The sequence below is a fragment of the Lentzea kristufekii genome, from assembly GCF_033949925.1.
GTDB classification, from domain to species: Bacteria; Actinomycetota; Actinomycetes; order Mycobacteriales; family Pseudonocardiaceae; genus Lentzea; species Lentzea kristufekii.
Genome location: NZ_JAXAVV010000008.1, coordinates 170,305 through 185,429 on the forward strand (window position 1 = coordinate 170,305; position 15,125 = coordinate 185,429).

Below are 15,125 nucleotides of genomic sequence, written 5' to 3' on the forward strand. Positions count from 1 at the left end.
CACGTGCCGCGAGACAGGAATTCCGTGGTTGACCGCGGCGCCGGGTGCCTTCTCGGCGGCGCTCTCGGTGATGCGCTCGGTGCGCCCGTGCAGTACCTCGGCCTGGCCGACATCCAGCGCGAACACGGCCCCGAGGGCGTCATGGGGCCGCCGAAGCCCGCGCTGTTCACCGACGACACCCAGCTGACGTTGTTCACCGCCGACGGCTACCTGCGCGCATGGGTGCGCGGCAAGCGCACCGGTGAGTGGGAACCGTCCCAGATGGTCTGGCACAGCTATCGGCGCTGGCTGATCACCCAGCAGCAACCGGCCCCCGAACGCGGGGCGACCGGGCTGCTCGCCGACGAACGGCTGTACGAGAGCCGCTCGCCGGGCCTCACGTGCCTGCGCGCGCTGGCCGCCGAGACACCGTCCACTCCGGAGAACCCGCACAACGAGTCGTCCGGCTGCAACGGCGTCACCCGCACCGCACCCGCGGGCTTCGCACCGTCCGCCGCGATCGCCTACGACCTCGGCTGCCGCTTCGCCGCTCTCACGCACGGCGGCACAGGCGGCTGGGTGTCCGGCGGCGCCCTGGCGTTGCTGGTCCACCTGCTGGCCGTGAAGGCCAGGCCGCTGCGCGAGGCGATCGACCAGGTGATCGGCCGCGTCCTGCGCGACGACACGTACACAGCAACAGTCCTCACGCGCGCCGTAGTACTGGCCGACGAACACGACGGCACCTCACCCGTGCGCGTAGACCGCCTGGGCAGCGGCTGGACCGGCCCAGAAGCACTGGCAATCGCCGTCTACACAGTGCTGACCCACCCAAAGCCGTCCCAGTTCGTAGACGCCATGCGAGCCGCCGCGAACCACTCAGGCGGCAGCGACGCCACAGCAGCCCTGACAGGCAACGTCCTAGGCGCACTACACGGCACAGAAGCACTACCCCGAGACTGGCTGATGGGCCTCGAAATGGTCGACGTCCTAGACGCAATGGGCCGCGACCTGGGCATGTCAGCAGTAAACCTGGACTTCAACGAAGACCGCTACGCCTAACCCACGCCACCAGCCCACGACCCAAGCTCGCCACCCGACCCACTTCGGCTGCAAGGTCACCTCTCGGGCACCCGCCGTCAGCCAAGCGCGCGATGTTGCGAGTTCGCGTCGGTCGTCCGGCCGCCGCTTCAGGTCAACCGCCGAAGGCGATTCGGCCCGAAGCGGCGGCCGGACGGCCGACTTCCCGGCGAACTCGCCGCCGCTGCGGAGCAGCGGCCAATAAACACAGCGGCCAATAAACACAGAAAGAGCCCACCGCAGCGCGCTCCCGAATTCGCACCGCAGCAGGCTCTTCCGCACGAGTAGTTGGTCGACAGCAGGCCGGGTCTTGCCCCGAGCGCGAGCTCCGATCCAGCTCTTGATCAACGAAATCATGCCCCGGAGTCAAGGCTCCGTTGGGCGAGCATGTTAACAGATGTGTACAGGAAGTCCAGGACTCGAGTAGACCCGACGATCTTCGTCGACGATGAAGACCTCGCAGTCCTCCTGCCCAGCTGCCCACTCGATCCCGTCCCTGCCCAGCGCAAACGCTGCTGTGGCAGTGGTATCCGCGATCGCGAGGTCCTCACAGAACACCGTGACCGAAACAATCCCGGAGACCGGCCGACCGGTACGCCCGTCCAGGATGTGCTGCCCGCGTTCGTACAACGCTGACGTGGCAACGGCTCCGTCCCTCACGCCGAGCACGACGCTGAGCTGGTCGGCGAGGTCGGGATGCCGAACGCCGACGCGCCAAGGCTTTCCGGGTTCGGGCTCGCCGGCCGTCACGACGTCGCCGCCGGCGTTGACGCAGAACGACGTGGCTCCGCCCTCGCGCAGCACGTCCGCCGCCCGTTGCACGGCCCAGCCCTTCACGACCGCGCACGGGTCGAGTCCGCGTCCCGGCACCCGTGCCGTGAACGCGCCGCCCGTCGACTGCTCGTACCAGTCGCACAGCGAGAGGACCTCGACGAGATCCGGGGTGAGCTCTTCCCTGGTGAGCTCACCCCGGTCGAGCCGGGACACCTCGCTGTCGGGCTTGAACGGCGAGAACCGGGCGTCTGCCTCGCGCAGCCAGGCGAACGCCCTCTCGGCCAGCTCGGCGTCGCCGTCACGCAGGTCCACCGAGATCGGCAGCCCCATGATGTGCTCGACGCGCCGCACGGCCACCGCTACTGCGCCCCGTCGATCGCGGCCTGCAGCGACTGCTTGTAGCCCTCGGAGGTCGCGGTCGCGCCGGACACCGTGTCGATGTCCGCGCTCTGCGCCTTCAGGGCAGACTCCCGCAGCAGCGGCAGCGCCATCCTGGTCGGGTTGCTGTTGGGCGCCCGCAACGCCTTCACGTCGACGATCTTGGTGCCCTGCAACGTCACCTGCACCTGCACGGTGCCCTCGGACGTGTTCACCGCGGGCCCGGGCACGGTGCGGTTCTGGGCCTGTTGCTGCGTGGTCTGCTGCTGCTGGGTCGTCTTGGGCGCGGCCCCGGTCGCCTTCGGCGCGGAGCCGGTGGTCTGCGGTGCCGTCGTCCGCGGTGCCGTCGTCTGCTGCTGGGTCTGGGCCGGTGGTGCGGCGGCGGCCTCGTTGATCTCGCCCTCGTGCGCGGCACCCGGCGAGTAGATCCAGACCGGAACCAGGCCGGCCACGCTCAGCGCCAGAACGGGAATTGCCCTTTTCACGTCGTCGGACCCTCTCAGTTGGCCAGCGCGAAGCGCTCGGCGTGGATCTGGTTGCTGGGCACTCCCAGTTCGTCGAGGCTGGTGATCACCGTGTCGGTCATGCCGCCGGGGCCGCAGATGAACACGTCGCGGTCCTGCACGTCCGGCACGAGCGCGACGATGTTCTCCGGGCCGAGCAGCGGACCGTTCGCGGTGATGGTCTTCGAGGAACCGGTGACCAGGCGCAGCACCGCACCCTTCGTGCGTGCGAGGCCTTCGAGCTCACGCAGCAGCACGGCTTCGCGCGGGTCGCTGACCCGGTAGAGCACCACGACGTGGCCCTTGATCTCCTCCAGCAGCGCTCGGACCGGCGTGACGCCGACGCCGCCCGCGACGAGCAGCGCGTTGGGCTTGATCTGGTGCATGGTCGTGAAGGCGCCGTACGGGCCCTCGGCGAACACGCGGGTGCCGACCTCGACGTTGCGGATGTCCGCGCTGCCGGTGCCCAGGGCCTTCGCGGTGAGGCGCAGGTACTTGCCGTTCGGCGCCGCGGACAGCGAGAACGGGTTGGCCTGCCACCAGCGGTCCTTGGTCAGGAAGCGCCAGAGGAAGAACTGGCCTGCCTTGGCACCGAGCTGGTCGAGGTCCTTGCCCTCGATGTAGACCGAGACGACGTTGTGCGCCTCGGGCACCACTGCGGCGACGCGGAACTGGTGCTTCCAGTTGCGGTAGAGCGGGAGCGCCACGCGTCCGATGAGGACGGAGCCGAGCGCGAACGCCCAGAGGCCCCACCAGTAGCCGGTCGCGAGCGCGGACTTGCGGAACGTGCTGCCGACGGCGACCTGGTGCGAGAACGCCAGGAAGATCGCGATGTAGGTGTACAGGTGGATGAAGTGCCAGGTCTCGTAGGCCATCCGGCGCCGCGCGAAGCGGGCCGAGACGATGCCGACGACCATGATGATCGCCCACGCCACCAGCGCGCGGAGGATGCCCTCCAGCTCGGTCGCCTGCCGGATGACCTCGGCGATCGGACCGTCGGGGCCCGCGTTGCCGAACGCGATGAAGACCAGGTGACCGACCAGCGTGAAGAAGATCGTGAAGCCGACCCAGCGGTGCCACGAGGTGAGCTTGTCCATGCCCAGGCGCCGGTCGAGCCACGGCAGCCGCGCCACCAGGAGCAGCTGGAACGCCATGGCGAGCGCGCCGTACAGACCCGCGAGCCGCCCGAAGTTGATCAGCTTGTTCGAGCCGACGCCCGCCGCGTTGAACAGGTACGTCACGAAGGCCGCGTTGGCGAGGAGGAACACGTACAGGCCGGCTTTGGCCAGCACCTTGTGCGGCGTCGCGCGGCCGGCCGAAGCCGGTCGCACGGGAGGCTGCAGGGTGGTCGTCACGGCGGGCTCCTCGGTCAGGCGGTCTCTGTCGGTCGGTCTCGATCCTCAGCGTTCGAGCTGTGGCTCTGCTTTGCCCGCGCTGTCGAGTTCCTGTCGATCGAGCGGGAGAGCCATCAGGTGACGCACCATGAGCACGTGGACAAGGGGAATTCGGTTCGATTGCTCGTCGTGGACGACGAGCCGCACATCGCTGACCTGGTCGCGACGGTCGCCCGCTACGAGGGCTGGCAGGCCGCGACCGCGCTCAGCGGCGAAGAGGCCCTCAGAGAGGCCGCCGAGTTCCAACCCGACATCGTCGTGCTCGACCTCATGCTGCCTGACCTGGACGGATTCACCGTTCTGGATCGGATGCGAGCGGCCGGCGCGATGGTGCCGGTGGTCTTCCTGACGGCCCGTGACGGCACCGCGGACCGGGTGGCGGGGCTCACCCGAGGCGGCGACGACTACCTCGTGAAACCTTTTTCGGTCGAGGAGCTGATGGCACGGCTCCGGGCCGTGCTGCGCCGCTCGACGGGTCCGTCGTGGAAGCGATCGGTGCTGAAGGTGTCCGATCTGGTGATGGACGAGGACACCCGCGAGGTCCGTCGCGGCGGCAAGCTCGTGACGCTGACGCCCACCGAGTACGAGCTGCTGCGGTACCTGATGCGGCGCTCACCGGCCGTGCTGACCAAGGCGCAGATCCTCGACCACGTCTGGGAGTACGACTTCGGCGGCCGTTCGAACGTGGTCGAGCTCGTCATCTCCCACCTGCGCCGCAAGCTCGACGACGGCCGCGAGCCGTTGATCCACACGGTGCGCGGTGTGGGGTACGTGCTCCGCCGAGCAGCTGAGTGAGCCCGCCGATGCAGTTCCGGCTGAAGCCCGTCCGCGACTGGCGGCTCGGCACCCGCCTCGCCCTGGGCCTGGGCGCGCTCGCGCTGACGGTGTTCGTGATCGTCGGCTGGGTCATGGTCACGTCGATGAAGGACTTCCTCGACCGCCGGCTCGACGACCAGATGGTGCTCAGCCAGACGGGCGCGGTCAAGGAGATCGAGTACTACGGCAAGGTCACCAAGCTCCCGCCCGACTGGTTCGCCGTCCTCTACAAGATCGAGAACGGGGAGCCGAAGGCCCAGCCGGGTGAGCAGCAGCCGCAGGACCGCGAGGAGTTCGACGCCCTCGCCAGGAAGGCGCTGACCACCGACGAGTTCCAGACCGAGTACCTGCGCGACGAGGGCAAGTTCCGCCTGCGGGCGTGCCAGGTCGTCAAGGACGAGTGGATCCTGGTCAGCGCCGCCCCGATGCAGGACCGGGACGGCACGATCTCGCAGCTGGTCACGGTCGGCGTGATCGCGTTCCTGGCCGCACTGGTCGCGTTGGTGGTGGGCGGCCAGGCACTGATCCGCAAGGGCATGCAGCCGCTGTCGGACATGGCCGACACCGCGCACGACATCTCGTCGCACGACCTGACCGACTCGGGCGACCTCGCCGTGCGCGTGGACGGGCGGGGCGGCGGCGTCGAGGTCGAGGAGCTGCGCGAGGCGTTCAACAAGATGCTCGCGCACATCGACACTTCTCTGGTCGCACGCACGGCCGCAGAGCAACGCCTGCGCCGGTTCATCGCCGACGCCTCGCACGAACTGAGGACGCCTCTCACCTCGTTGCGCGGATACGCGGACCTCTTCAAGTACGCGGCGGCCAACGAGCCGGGCGAACGTGAGAAGCACCTGGAGAAGCTGCGGTCGGAGGCGGCACGCATGAGCGTGCTGCTCGACGACCTGTTGTTGCTGGCACGCCTGGACTCCGCGGCGACCGAACCGCCGTTGCGCCCGGAGGAGCTGGATCTCTCGGTGATCGCGGAAGCGGCGGCGGACGCGTTCCGCGCGGGCAGGCCGTCGCACGTGCTGGACGTCGACGCCGACACGGTGACGATGACCGCGGACCCGACGCGGTTGCGGCAGGTGCTCGACAACCTGCTGACCAACGCGGCCGTGCACACGCCCGCGGGCACGTCGGTGGCGTTGAAGGTGACGGCCGAGAACGGCTGGGCGGTGATCAGGGTGAGCGACAGCGGGCCCGGCATCCCGGCGGCGGACCAGGCGCGGATCTTCGACAGGTTCTACCGCGTGGACGACTCGCGGACCCGTCAGCGCGGCGGCAGCGGCCTGGGGCTCGCCGTGGTCCAGTCACTGGTGGAGGCGCACGGCGGCACGATCGAGCTGGCGAGCCGGCCGGGGTCGACGGTCTTCACGATCCGCCTCCCCCGGCACGCCTAGCTGTTGGGGCGTCTGCAAGTACCACCAACTCCGAGTTGGCGGTACTTGCAGGCGCCTCGACTCACTCCGCCTGGGACGACGGGGCCCACAGGTCGATGCCCGACTCGACGGCGTGCTTGTCGATCTCGGCGAGCTCGTCGTCGGTCAGCGGCGGCGCCTGCAGGGCCGCGAGGTTCTGCTCCAGCTGCCCCACCGAGGACGCGCCGATCAACGCCGACGTGACGCGCGGGTCGCGGATCGTCCAGGTCAGCGCGAGCTGCGCGAGCGACTGGCCACGCGACTTCGCGATCTCGTTGAGGGACCTGATGCGGTTGAGGTTCTCGTCGGTGAGCAGGTCCGTCGACAGCGACTTGCCCTGCGAGGCGCGCGAGCCCTCGGGAACACCGTTGAGGTAGCGGTCGGTCAGCATGCCCTGCGCGAGCGGCGAGAACGCGATGCAGCCCGCGCCGACCTCCTCCAGCGTGTCCAGCAGCTCCGGCTCGATCCAGCGGTTGAGCATCGAGTACGACGGCTGGTGGATGAGCAGCGGCACGCCGGCGGACCGGAGCAGTTCGGCGGCCTCGCGGGTCTTGGCGGGCGAGTACGACGAGATGCCGGCGTAGAGCGCCTTGCCCTGCTGGACCGCGGAGACGAGCGCGCCCATGGTCTCTTCCAGCGGCGTCTCCGGGTCGAACCGGTGGGAGTAGAAGATGTCGACGTAGTCGAGGCCCATCCGGGTCAGCGACTGGTCGAGCGAGCTGAGCAGGTACTTGCGGCTGCCCCACTCCCCGTACGGGCCGTCCCACATGTCGTAGCCGGCCTTCGTGGAAATGACGAGCTCGTCGCGGTACGGCCTGAGATCATCCTTCAGGATCTGCCCGAAGGTGATCTCCGCCGAGCCGTAGGGCGGACCGTAGTTGTTGGCGAGGTCGAAGTGCGTGACACCGAGGTCGAACGCCCTCCGCGCGATTCCGCGGCCCAGCTCGTAGGGCCGGTCACCGCCGAAGTTGTGCCAAAGCCCGAGCGAGATGGCGGGCAGCTTGAGGCCGCTGCGTCCCGTCCGCCGGTAGGTCATCTGGTCGTAGCGCGCGCTATCCGCGAGGTAGGACATGGGTCCCAGAATGTCACGTCCCAGTAGGACAGAGCAGGACATGATCCGCGCCGCGGAGGCCGGCGAGGTGCTTGACCTCTCACGCCGTGGGAACAACGTGGTGCGCGCCGAAGCGATCCGCGACCTCCTGCGTTCGGGCGACGCCGACCCGCGCGGGATCCTGGTCGTCGGCGCGCGCGTGACCGGCGAGCTCAACCTCGACTTCATCCGCACGTCGACGGCGTTGCAGCTGGACAGGTGCGTCTTCGAGGAAGCGCTCTCGCTGAACGACACCGAACTGCCGGCGCTGTCGCTCGACGGGTCCACGTTCCCGGCGCTGTACGCGGAGAACCTGCGCACCCGCTACCTCACCATGGAGGACACGCGCTGCGTCGGAGCAGCCGACCTGCGGAACGCGCACGTCGACGGCTCTCTGTTGTTGTCCGGCGCCACCGCGACGAAACTGCTCGCCTCTGGCTTGCACGTCAGCCGAAGTATGCGTGCCAAAGGCTTGTACGCCCGTCAGGTCGTGCTCGACGGCTGTGACATCGGTGGCGAGATGGACCTCCGCGAGGCCGTGGTCATCAGCCGATCGGGCATCGCACTCATCGCGTACAACACCAAGGTCGGTGCGGACATCGATCTCACCGGAGCGTTCGTCAAGTCGAACGACATGGGCGCCGTACAGCTGTTCGATGCCAAAGCCTCCAGCCTGCGGATGAACGGAGCTGTGCTGCGCGGGCCGAGAGGGCTGTGCCTCGACGGCGCGGAGTTCTCCCAGGACGTGCTGCTCGACGACGGTTTCGACGCTCGTTCCAGCCTCGACGCCATCACCATGGTCGACACCCGCATCGGCTCCGCGCTCGTCCTCAGCGGCTCGGTGCGCAGTGGCCACGGCCAAGCCGTGGTGCTGCACCGGACCAAGGTGGGCGGGAGCATCACGATCACCGCTGCCGAGATCGAAACGACCAGCAGATTCGGGGCTCTCGACCTCACCGACGCCGCGGTGAGCGGCCAACTCGTCGTCGAGTCCACGAAGTTGGTCAACCGCGGCAGCGGCTACGAGCTCGACCTCGCCGGCACGAAGGTGAGCGACGAGCTCCACCTCGACGAGTCGGAGCTGATCAATGCCGAGGTCTTCACCGTGACGCTGGACAGGTTGACCTATCCGAATCAGCCACGTGACACCGACGTGTGGCTCAAGATGCTGCGCGATCACACGAGAGAGTACGAAGCTCAGCCGTACCAGCAACTTGCCGCCGTCTATCGTGCCGCGGGCCACGAGCACAAGGCACGCAAGGTGCTGATCTCCCAGCAGGAAGACCTCCGCCGGCACGGCGACCCCGGCAACAGGCTGTGGCACTGGTTCCTCGGCGTCACGCTCGGCTACGGCTACCGGCCCTCCAGGGCGGTGATCGGCCTGCTCGTCACGTTCCTGCTCGCGCTGTGTCTGGTGTGGACGGCCAACGCCCACAACGGCCTGACACCGGCCAAGGACCGCCCCGCGGACTCCTGTTCACCTGTGAACAGGATCAGTCTTGCGGCGGATCTGGCGATCCCCCTGGTGAAGCTGGGTGGCACACCGAGATGCGAACTGGCGAACGGACCAGCCGGGCAGTGGGCGACCGGAGCAGGCTGGGTGGTGCAGATCCTGGGTTGGTCGTTCGCCACTCTCAGCGTCGCGGGCTTCACCGGACTCGTTCGTAAAAGCTGACGAAGAAAAGACATCCGCAATCCGCCCAATTGCTGAGTGGTCGTGTGTGGCGAGCGCGTCAGCGACCCCGGAGCGGTGCGCAGCCGGTTTCCTGAACTGCACCGAACCAAACGACTACGCAGCGCACGGACAGCGGTGCGGATAGTGCCGGAAACCCCGCCACAGGGCCGAAGAAGCAAGAAGGCTCCCCGACCAGCCGTCATGGCTGGTCGAGGAGCCGAAATGGAGCCGGCGAGGGGAATCGAACCCCTAACCTTTCGCTTACAAGGCGAGTGCTCTGCCAATTGAGCTACGCCGGCCGGTCCGTGTTCGCGAACATCGTAAGCGCCCGTTGCGGGTGCCACCTGCGGCGAACGGTCTGCTCTCAGTGTGATCGGATTGCTCCGACAGGAGTCAGACCAACCAACCGAGTGGATCAATGCGCCCCAGTGACCGCCTTGACCAGGTCAGGAGGGTAACCAACAGACAGTGATCATGTCCTCCTTTTCGGGTCGCCCGATCGGAGGTGGCAGACGACACAGCAACAGTCGGAGACCCTGTCACGATCACACCACGGAGGTGCCCGAGATTTCCACGAACAGCCTGCACGGCCCCGCCCTGCCCGATGACACCACGGTTCACCTGGTACTCGATCTCGCCCTCAAGATCGGTGAGGTCCAAATGGCCAGTGGGGCCGGCGCGGCCGATGTGACAGCCACGATTCTCTCGGTCACCGAGAGCTATGGCCTCCCGCACACCGAAGTAGACGTGATCTACACCTCCATCAGCGTGTCGTGTCATCGCGGCACGGAGGCGATGCCGATCACATCGATTCGCGTCGTCCGGCAGCGCGGTCTCGACTACACGCGGCTCGCCGACGTCGAACACCTCGTGCGCAACCTCGGACCGATCGAGGAAGCGCACGCACGGCTCGAGGACATCACGAACGCCAAGCACCCGTACCCGCGCTGGGTCGCCACCGCCGCGTGGGGCGGAATGGCGGCCGCGGTCGCGTTCCTCGTGGGCGGCGGGCTGGTGCTCGCGCTCACCGCCGCGGTCATCACGGCGGTGGTCGACCGGGTCGGCCGGATCCTCAACCGCCGCAACCTGCCGTTCTTCTTCCAGCAGCTCGTCGGCGGCGCGCTCGGCACGGGTGCCGCGCTGGCGATCTACTCGACCGGGTTGCTGCCGGTGCGGCCGAGTCTGCTCGTGGCCGTCGGGATCGTCGTGTTGCTGTCCGGGCTCGCACTGGTGAGCACCGTGCAGGACGCGATCTCCGGCTACAACGTCACCGCCGCGGGCCGCACGGTCGAGACCGTGCTGCTCAGCGCGGGCCTGATCGCCGGGGTCGCGCTGGCGATCCGCTCGGCCGTCCACTTCGGACTGGACATCCGGCTCAGCGACCCGTTGCCCGCCCTGATCTCCGCGGTGCCGATGCAGTTCGCGGCCGGCGCGGCGACGAGTGCGTTCTTCGCGCTCGCCTGTTACGCCCGGCCCCGCGCGCTGGTCGCCGCCGCCATCTCCGGCGCCATCGGCACCGCCGCGTACGGCCTCATGACGAGCCTCGGGCTGGACGCACTGCTCAGCTCCGCCGTGGCCGCCGCGATCACCGGGTTCGGCGGCGCCACGATGACCCGCCGGTTGCGCATCCCGACGCTCGTCGTCGTCCAGGCCGGCGTGGTCCCGCTGCTGCCCGGCTGGACGACGTACCGGGGCCTGTTCCAGCTCACCGCGGAGGGCGATCCGGCCGGTTTGAGCACCCTCGTCTTCGCGAGTGGCATTGCTCTCGCTCTGGCCGGAGGTGTCGTGTTCGGCGAGTACCTGGCCCAGCCGGTGCGCACCGGACTGGGCCGTCTGGAGCGCAAGTTCGCTGGTCCGCGCATGTCCGGACCGCTCAAACCCACCAAGCGTCGTTTGGAGTGAAACTCGCTGTGACGGGGGTTACACGACACGCCGAGAGCACGCGTCCGCACTAGCCTCTTTTTCGTGAGCATGGACATTGGCGAGAACGGGGCGGAATTCGTAGTCGTGGCCAACCGGTTGCCGGTTGACCTGGAGCGCTTGCCCGACGGCACCGAGCGGTGGAAACACAGCCCGGGCGGGCTCGTGAGCGCGCTCGAACCGTTCCTCCGCTCACACAGCGGCGCCTGGGTCGGCTGGCCCGGCGTCGCCGACACCGAGGTGCCGCCGTTCGAGGACGACGGCCTGCTGCTGCACCCCGTCGAACTCTCGGCCAAGGAGGTCGAGGACTACTACGAGGGCTTCTCCAACGGCACGCTCTGGCCGCTCTACCACGACGTCGTGGCGCAGCCCGCCTTCCACCGGCACTGGTGGAACACCTACGTGAAGGTCAACCAGCGGTTCGCCGACGCGACCGCGAAGGTCGCCGCGCAGGGCGCGACGGTGTGGGTGCAGGACTACCAGCTGCAGCTCGTCCCGGCGATGCTGCGCGAGCAACGGCCCGACCTCAAGATCGGCTTCTTCCTGCACATCCCGTTCCCGCCGGTCGAGCTGTTCATGCAGCTCCCGTGGCGCACGGAGATCATCCGCGGCCTGCTCGGCGCCGACCTGGTGGGCTTCCACCGGCCCGGCGGCGCGCAGAACTTCCTCTGGCTGGCCCGCCGGCTCGTCGGCCTGGAGCCCAGCCGCGGCACCGTCGGCGTCCGGACCCGGCCCGGTGTCGTGCAGGTCGGCGACCGCACCGTGCGCGTCGGCGCGTTCCCCATCTCGATCGACAGCGCGGGCCTCGACGCGGTGGCCCGCCGCAAGGACACGCAGGCCCGCGCGAGGCAGATTCGAGAGGATCTCGGCAACCCGAAGCGCATCCTGCTGGGCGTGGACCGTCTCGACTACACGAAGGGCATCGACGTCAGGATCCGCGCTCTGTACGAGCTGATCGCGGACGGACGCGTGGACCCCGAGGACGTCGCGATGATCCAGCTCGCCACACCCAGCCGTGAGCGGGTCGACCACTACAAGACGATGCGCCAGGACATCGAGCAGTCCGTCGGCCGGATCAACGGCGAGTTCGGTCGCGTCGGCAAGCCCGTCGTGCACTACCTGCACCAGTCGGTGAACCGCGAGGAGCTCGTCGCGTTCATGAGCGCGGCGGACGTCATGGTCGTCACGCCCGTTCGGGACGGAATGAACCTCGTGTGCAAGGAGTACGTGGCCTGCCGATATGATCTTGGTGGAGCTCTGGTGCTCAGCGAGTTCGCCGGCGCCGCCGCAGAACTGACCAGTGCGTTCCTGGTGAACCCCCATGATCTGGACGGTGTCAAGAACGCACTGCAGGCCGCCCTCGACATCGATCCCGCAGAAGGCCGCCGTAGGATGCGCGCGCTGCGCCGTCAGGTCCTCACCCACGACGTTGACCGTTGGGCAAGGTCGTTCCTGGAGGCGTTGGGCACGCAGACCTCGGTCTGAATCCTTTCAGATCCCACTGACCCATCGAGTGCTCCAGGAGGGGCGTTGACCGCCGAGGCCCTCCCCGCCGAACTGCGCCGTGCCATCGTGCAGCTGGCCAGGACCCCGCGACTGCTGGTCGCAAGCGACTACGACGGAACACTCGCGCCGATCGTGAGCGACCCGGAGCAGGCCCGCCCGCTTCCGGAGTCGGTGAACGCGCTGCGTTCACTCGCGTCGCTGCACGAGACGACATCGGCCGTGATCTCGGGTCGCGCGCTGCGCGACCTGGCCACCCTTTCCCGCCTGCCGGGCGAGGTCCACCTGGTGGGCTCGCACGGCTCCGAGTTCGACGTCGGCTTCGTCCATGCGCTGGATGCGGACGCCAAGGCGTTGCTCCGACGCATCGAGGCCGACCTCGAAGAGATCGTCGACGGTCAGGAGGGCGTGCACCTCGAGGTGAAGCCCGCCTCGATCGCCGTGCACGTCCGCCGCGCGGCGAGCGAGGCCATCGGTGCCGCGGTGCTCGACGCCGTCCGCTCCGGCCCGTGCACCTGGGAAGGTGTGCAGGTCACCGAGGGCAAGGCCGTCATCGAGCTCGCCGTCGTCGAGACGAACAAGGGCCACGCCCTCGACATCCTGCGGCACCAGGTCGGCGCCACCGCGGCGATCTTCCTGGGCGACGACGTGACGGACGAGAAGGCGTTCGAGCGCCTGCACGGCCCGGACCTCGGCATCCGCGTGGGTGCCGGCGAGTCGCTGGCCCAGCACTACGTGGCCGACCCGTCCGACGTGGCGACGGTGCTGGCGTTCCTCCTGGAGGAGCGCCGCGCGTGGCTGCACGGCGACCAGGCCGTGCCGATCGAGCGCCTGACCATGCTCGCGAACGAGCGGTCCGTGGCTCTCGTGACGCCGGACGCCAAGGTCAACTGGCTGTGCCACCCCGAGCCGGACTCCGCGGCGATCTTCGCGGACCTGCTCGGCGGCCCCGCCGCCGGCCACTTCTCGATCAAGCCGGAGCACGGGTCGCTGCCGCTGGGCCAGCGCTACCTGCCGGGCACGATGATCGTCGAGACCCGCTGGTCGCGCCTCCTGGTGTCGGACTACCTGGAGCACGACCTGGCCTCGCACCGCACGGACCTCGTCCGGCGGATCAGCGGCTCCACCAACGCGGTGATCACGTTCGCGCCACGGCCCGAGTTCGGGCAGGTGCCGGTGCGGCTGCTGCGCGAGCGCGACGGCCTGCGCATCGTCGGCACGTCGGACCCGATGGTGCTGCGGTCCCCCGGTGTCGACTGGGAGATCACCTCGGACGGCGTGCAGGAGACCGCACGCGCCGTGGTCCGGCCCCGCGAAGGCGCGCCGGTGCTGCTGGAACTCCGTTGCGGCACCGACGACCTCTCCGAGCACGCTCAGCCCGAGTCCGTGCGCCGTGACCGGGCCGCGGGCTACTGGTCGGACTGGGCGGCGGGTCTTCGCTTGCCGACCGTCCAGACGGACCTGGTGCTGCGTTCGGCGCTGACGCTGCGCGGCCTGGTGCACAAGGACTCCGGCTCGATCATGGCGGCGGCCACCACGTCGCTGCCCGAGGAACTCGGCGGCGTCCGCAACTGGGACTACCGCTACTGCTGGCTGCGCGACGGCGCGATGACCGCCGCCGCACTGGTGTCGGTGGGCTCGTACGCGGAGGCCGACGGCTTCCTGGCGTGGCTGCACGGCGTCCTGGAGACCATTCCGGGCCCGGAGCGGCTGCACCCGCTGTACACGCTGCACGGCACCCAGCTGGGCGCCGAGGCCGTCATCGAGTCGCTGCCCGGCTACGCCGGCTCCCGTCCGGTCCGCGTGGGCAACCTCGCGAACCAGCAGGTGCAGCTCGACGTGTTCGGCCCGGTCGTCGACCTGGTCGTCTCCCTGGCCACCGCGCGGGGTTCGTTGTCGGACGCCGACTGGACGATGGTCCAGGCGATGGCCGAGGCCGTCTCCCGGCGCTGGCACGAGCCCGACCACGGCATCTGGGAGGAGCGGCACGCGCCGCGCCACCACGTGTACTCGAAGGTCATGTGCTGGCTGACCATCGACCGCGCGATCAAGCTCGGCGAGCAGTTCGGCCGCGAGCTGGACCCGTCCTGGGTGCCGCTGCGCGACACGATCGCCACCGACGTGCTGAAGAACGGCTGGAACGACGAGGTCCAGTCGTTCACCACGGCCTACGACGGCGACGACCTCGACGCCGCCTCGTTGTTCGTGGGTCTGTCGGGCCTGATCGACCCGGCCGACGAGCGCTTCCAGTCGACGGTGACGGCCATCGAGGCGGAGCTGCGGTCCGGCTCGACCGTGTACCGCTACCACCGCGACGACGGCCTGCCGGGCGACGAGGGCGGCTTCCACCTCTGCGCCGCCTGGATGATCGAGGCCTACCTGCTCACCGGTCGCCGCACCGAGGCCGAGGAGCTCTTCGGCCAGATCGTCGCGGCCGCGGGCCCCACCGGCCTGCTGCCCGAGGAGTACGACCCGGTCGCCGAGCGTTCGCTGGGCAACCACCCGCAGGCGTACTCGCACCTGGGCCTGATCCGCTGCGCCCAGCTGCTCTCGCAGTGATCTAGAGGTTCTGCTGCCGCCGCGGTCCTGTCCCAGGAC

Annotated in this window: 11 protein-coding genes and 1 tRNA gene; 7 read left to right on the plus strand and 5 right to left on the minus strand. The window is 69.0% G+C overall.

Annotation, left to right across the window (positions count from 1 at the left end):
• Positions 1-24: 24 nt before the first annotated feature.
• The gene (locus SK571_RS18165; protein WP_319985257.1) at positions 25-1,038 is read left to right on the plus strand and encodes an ADP-ribosylglycohydrolase family protein; all 1,014 of its coding nucleotides are present in this window, start codon (positions 25-27) and stop codon (positions 1,036-1,038) included.
• A gap of 408 nt (positions 1,039-1,446) precedes the next feature.
• Here SK571_RS18165 and SK571_RS18170 read toward each other — a convergent pair whose 3' ends face one another.
• The 3 genes from SK571_RS18170 to SK571_RS18180 are packed head-to-tail and all read right to left on the minus strand — an operon-like array spanning position 1,447 to position 4,066.
• Entirely contained in the window at positions 1,447-2,187 is a 741-nt protein-coding gene (locus SK571_RS18170) for an FAD:protein FMN transferase (RefSeq protein WP_319985258.1), read from the minus strand.
• 2 nt (positions 2,188-2,189) lie between these two features.
• Positions 2,190-2,693, minus strand: coding sequence for an FMN-binding protein (locus SK571_RS18175; protein ID WP_319985259.1), 504 nt, complete (start codon positions 2,691-2,693; stop codon positions 2,190-2,192).
• 14 nt (positions 2,694-2,707) lie between these two features.
• Entirely contained in the window at positions 2,708-4,066 is a 1,359-nt protein-coding gene (locus SK571_RS18180) for a ferredoxin reductase family protein (RefSeq protein ID WP_319985260.1), read from the minus strand.
• A 135-nt stretch (positions 4,067-4,201) separates the two neighbouring features.
• Here SK571_RS18180 and SK571_RS18185 point away from each other — a divergent pair, with 135 nt between their 5' ends.
• Positions 4,202-4,900, plus strand: coding sequence for a response regulator transcription factor (locus tag SK571_RS18185; RefSeq protein WP_266041914.1), 699 nt, complete (start codon positions 4,202-4,204; stop codon positions 4,898-4,900).
• Positions 4,901-4,908: 8 nt separating this feature from the next.
• Positions 4,909-6,321 carry a sensor histidine kinase gene (locus SK571_RS18190; protein ID WP_319985261.1) on the plus strand — a complete coding sequence of 471 codons (1,413 nt, stop codon included), beginning with the start codon at positions 4,909-4,911 and terminating at the stop codon, positions 6,319-6,321.
• 61 nt (positions 6,322-6,382) lie between these two features.
• Here SK571_RS18190 and mgrA read toward each other — a convergent pair whose 3' ends face one another.
• Positions 6,383-7,411: an L-glyceraldehyde 3-phosphate reductase gene (gene mgrA / locus SK571_RS18195; protein ID WP_319985262.1), complete on the minus strand. Its 1,029-nt coding sequence runs from the start codon at positions 7,409-7,411 to the stop codon at positions 6,383-6,385.
• Between the two features lie 40 nt (positions 7,412-7,451).
• On the opposite strand from mgrA, the gene SK571_RS18200 reads away from it, so the two are divergent.
• Complete coding sequence (locus tag SK571_RS18200; protein ID WP_319985263.1) at positions 7,452-9,104, plus strand: hypothetical protein; 1,653 nt, start codon at positions 7,452-7,454, stop codon at positions 9,102-9,104.
• Positions 9,105-9,327: 223 nt separating this feature from the next.
• Here SK571_RS18200 and SK571_RS18205 read toward each other — a convergent pair.
• A tRNA-Thr gene (locus tag SK571_RS18205) sits at positions 9,328-9,403 on the minus strand.
• A 175-nt stretch (positions 9,404-9,578) separates the two neighbouring features.
• Here SK571_RS18205 and SK571_RS18210 point away from each other — a divergent pair.
• From SK571_RS18210 to otsB, 3 genes are all read left to right on the plus strand, one after another.
• The gene (locus SK571_RS18210; RefSeq protein WP_406601999.1) at positions 9,579-11,006 is read left to right on the plus strand and encodes a threonine/serine exporter family protein; all 1,428 of its coding nucleotides are present in this window, start codon (positions 9,579-9,581) and stop codon (positions 11,004-11,006) included.
• Positions 11,007-11,075: 69 nt separating this feature from the next.
• A complete protein-coding gene (locus SK571_RS18215; RefSeq protein WP_266042043.1) occupies positions 11,076-12,509 on the plus strand; it encodes an alpha,alpha-trehalose-phosphate synthase (UDP-forming) in 1,434 nt (477 codons plus the stop codon).
• A 45-nt stretch (positions 12,510-12,554) separates the two neighbouring features.
• Entirely contained in the window at positions 12,555-15,086 is a 2,532-nt protein-coding gene (gene otsB / locus SK571_RS18220) for a trehalose-phosphatase (RefSeq protein ID WP_319985265.1), read from the plus strand.
• The last annotated feature ends 39 nt before the right edge of the window (positions 15,087-15,125 follow it).

Excerpts from the sequence above, each read along its gene's own strand:
- SK571_RS18190 (WP_319985261.1), top strand. The coding sequence starts at position 4,909 with ATGCAGTTCCGGCTGAAGCCCGTCCGCGACTGGCGGCTCGGCACCCGC.
- mgrA (WP_319985262.1), bottom strand. The coding sequence starts at position 7,411 with ATGTCCTACCTCGCGGATAGCGCGCGCTACGACCAGATGACCTACCGG.
- SK571_RS18200 (WP_319985263.1), top strand. The coding sequence starts at position 7,452 with ATGATCCGCGCCGCGGAGGCCGGCGAGGTGCTTGACCTCTCACGCCGT.
- SK571_RS18210 (WP_406601999.1), top strand. The coding sequence starts at position 9,579 with ATGTCCTCCTTTTCGGGTCGCCCGATCGGAGGTGGCAGACGACACAGC.
- SK571_RS18215 (WP_266042043.1), top strand. The coding sequence starts at position 11,076 with ATGGACATTGGCGAGAACGGGGCGGAATTCGTAGTCGTGGCCAACCGG.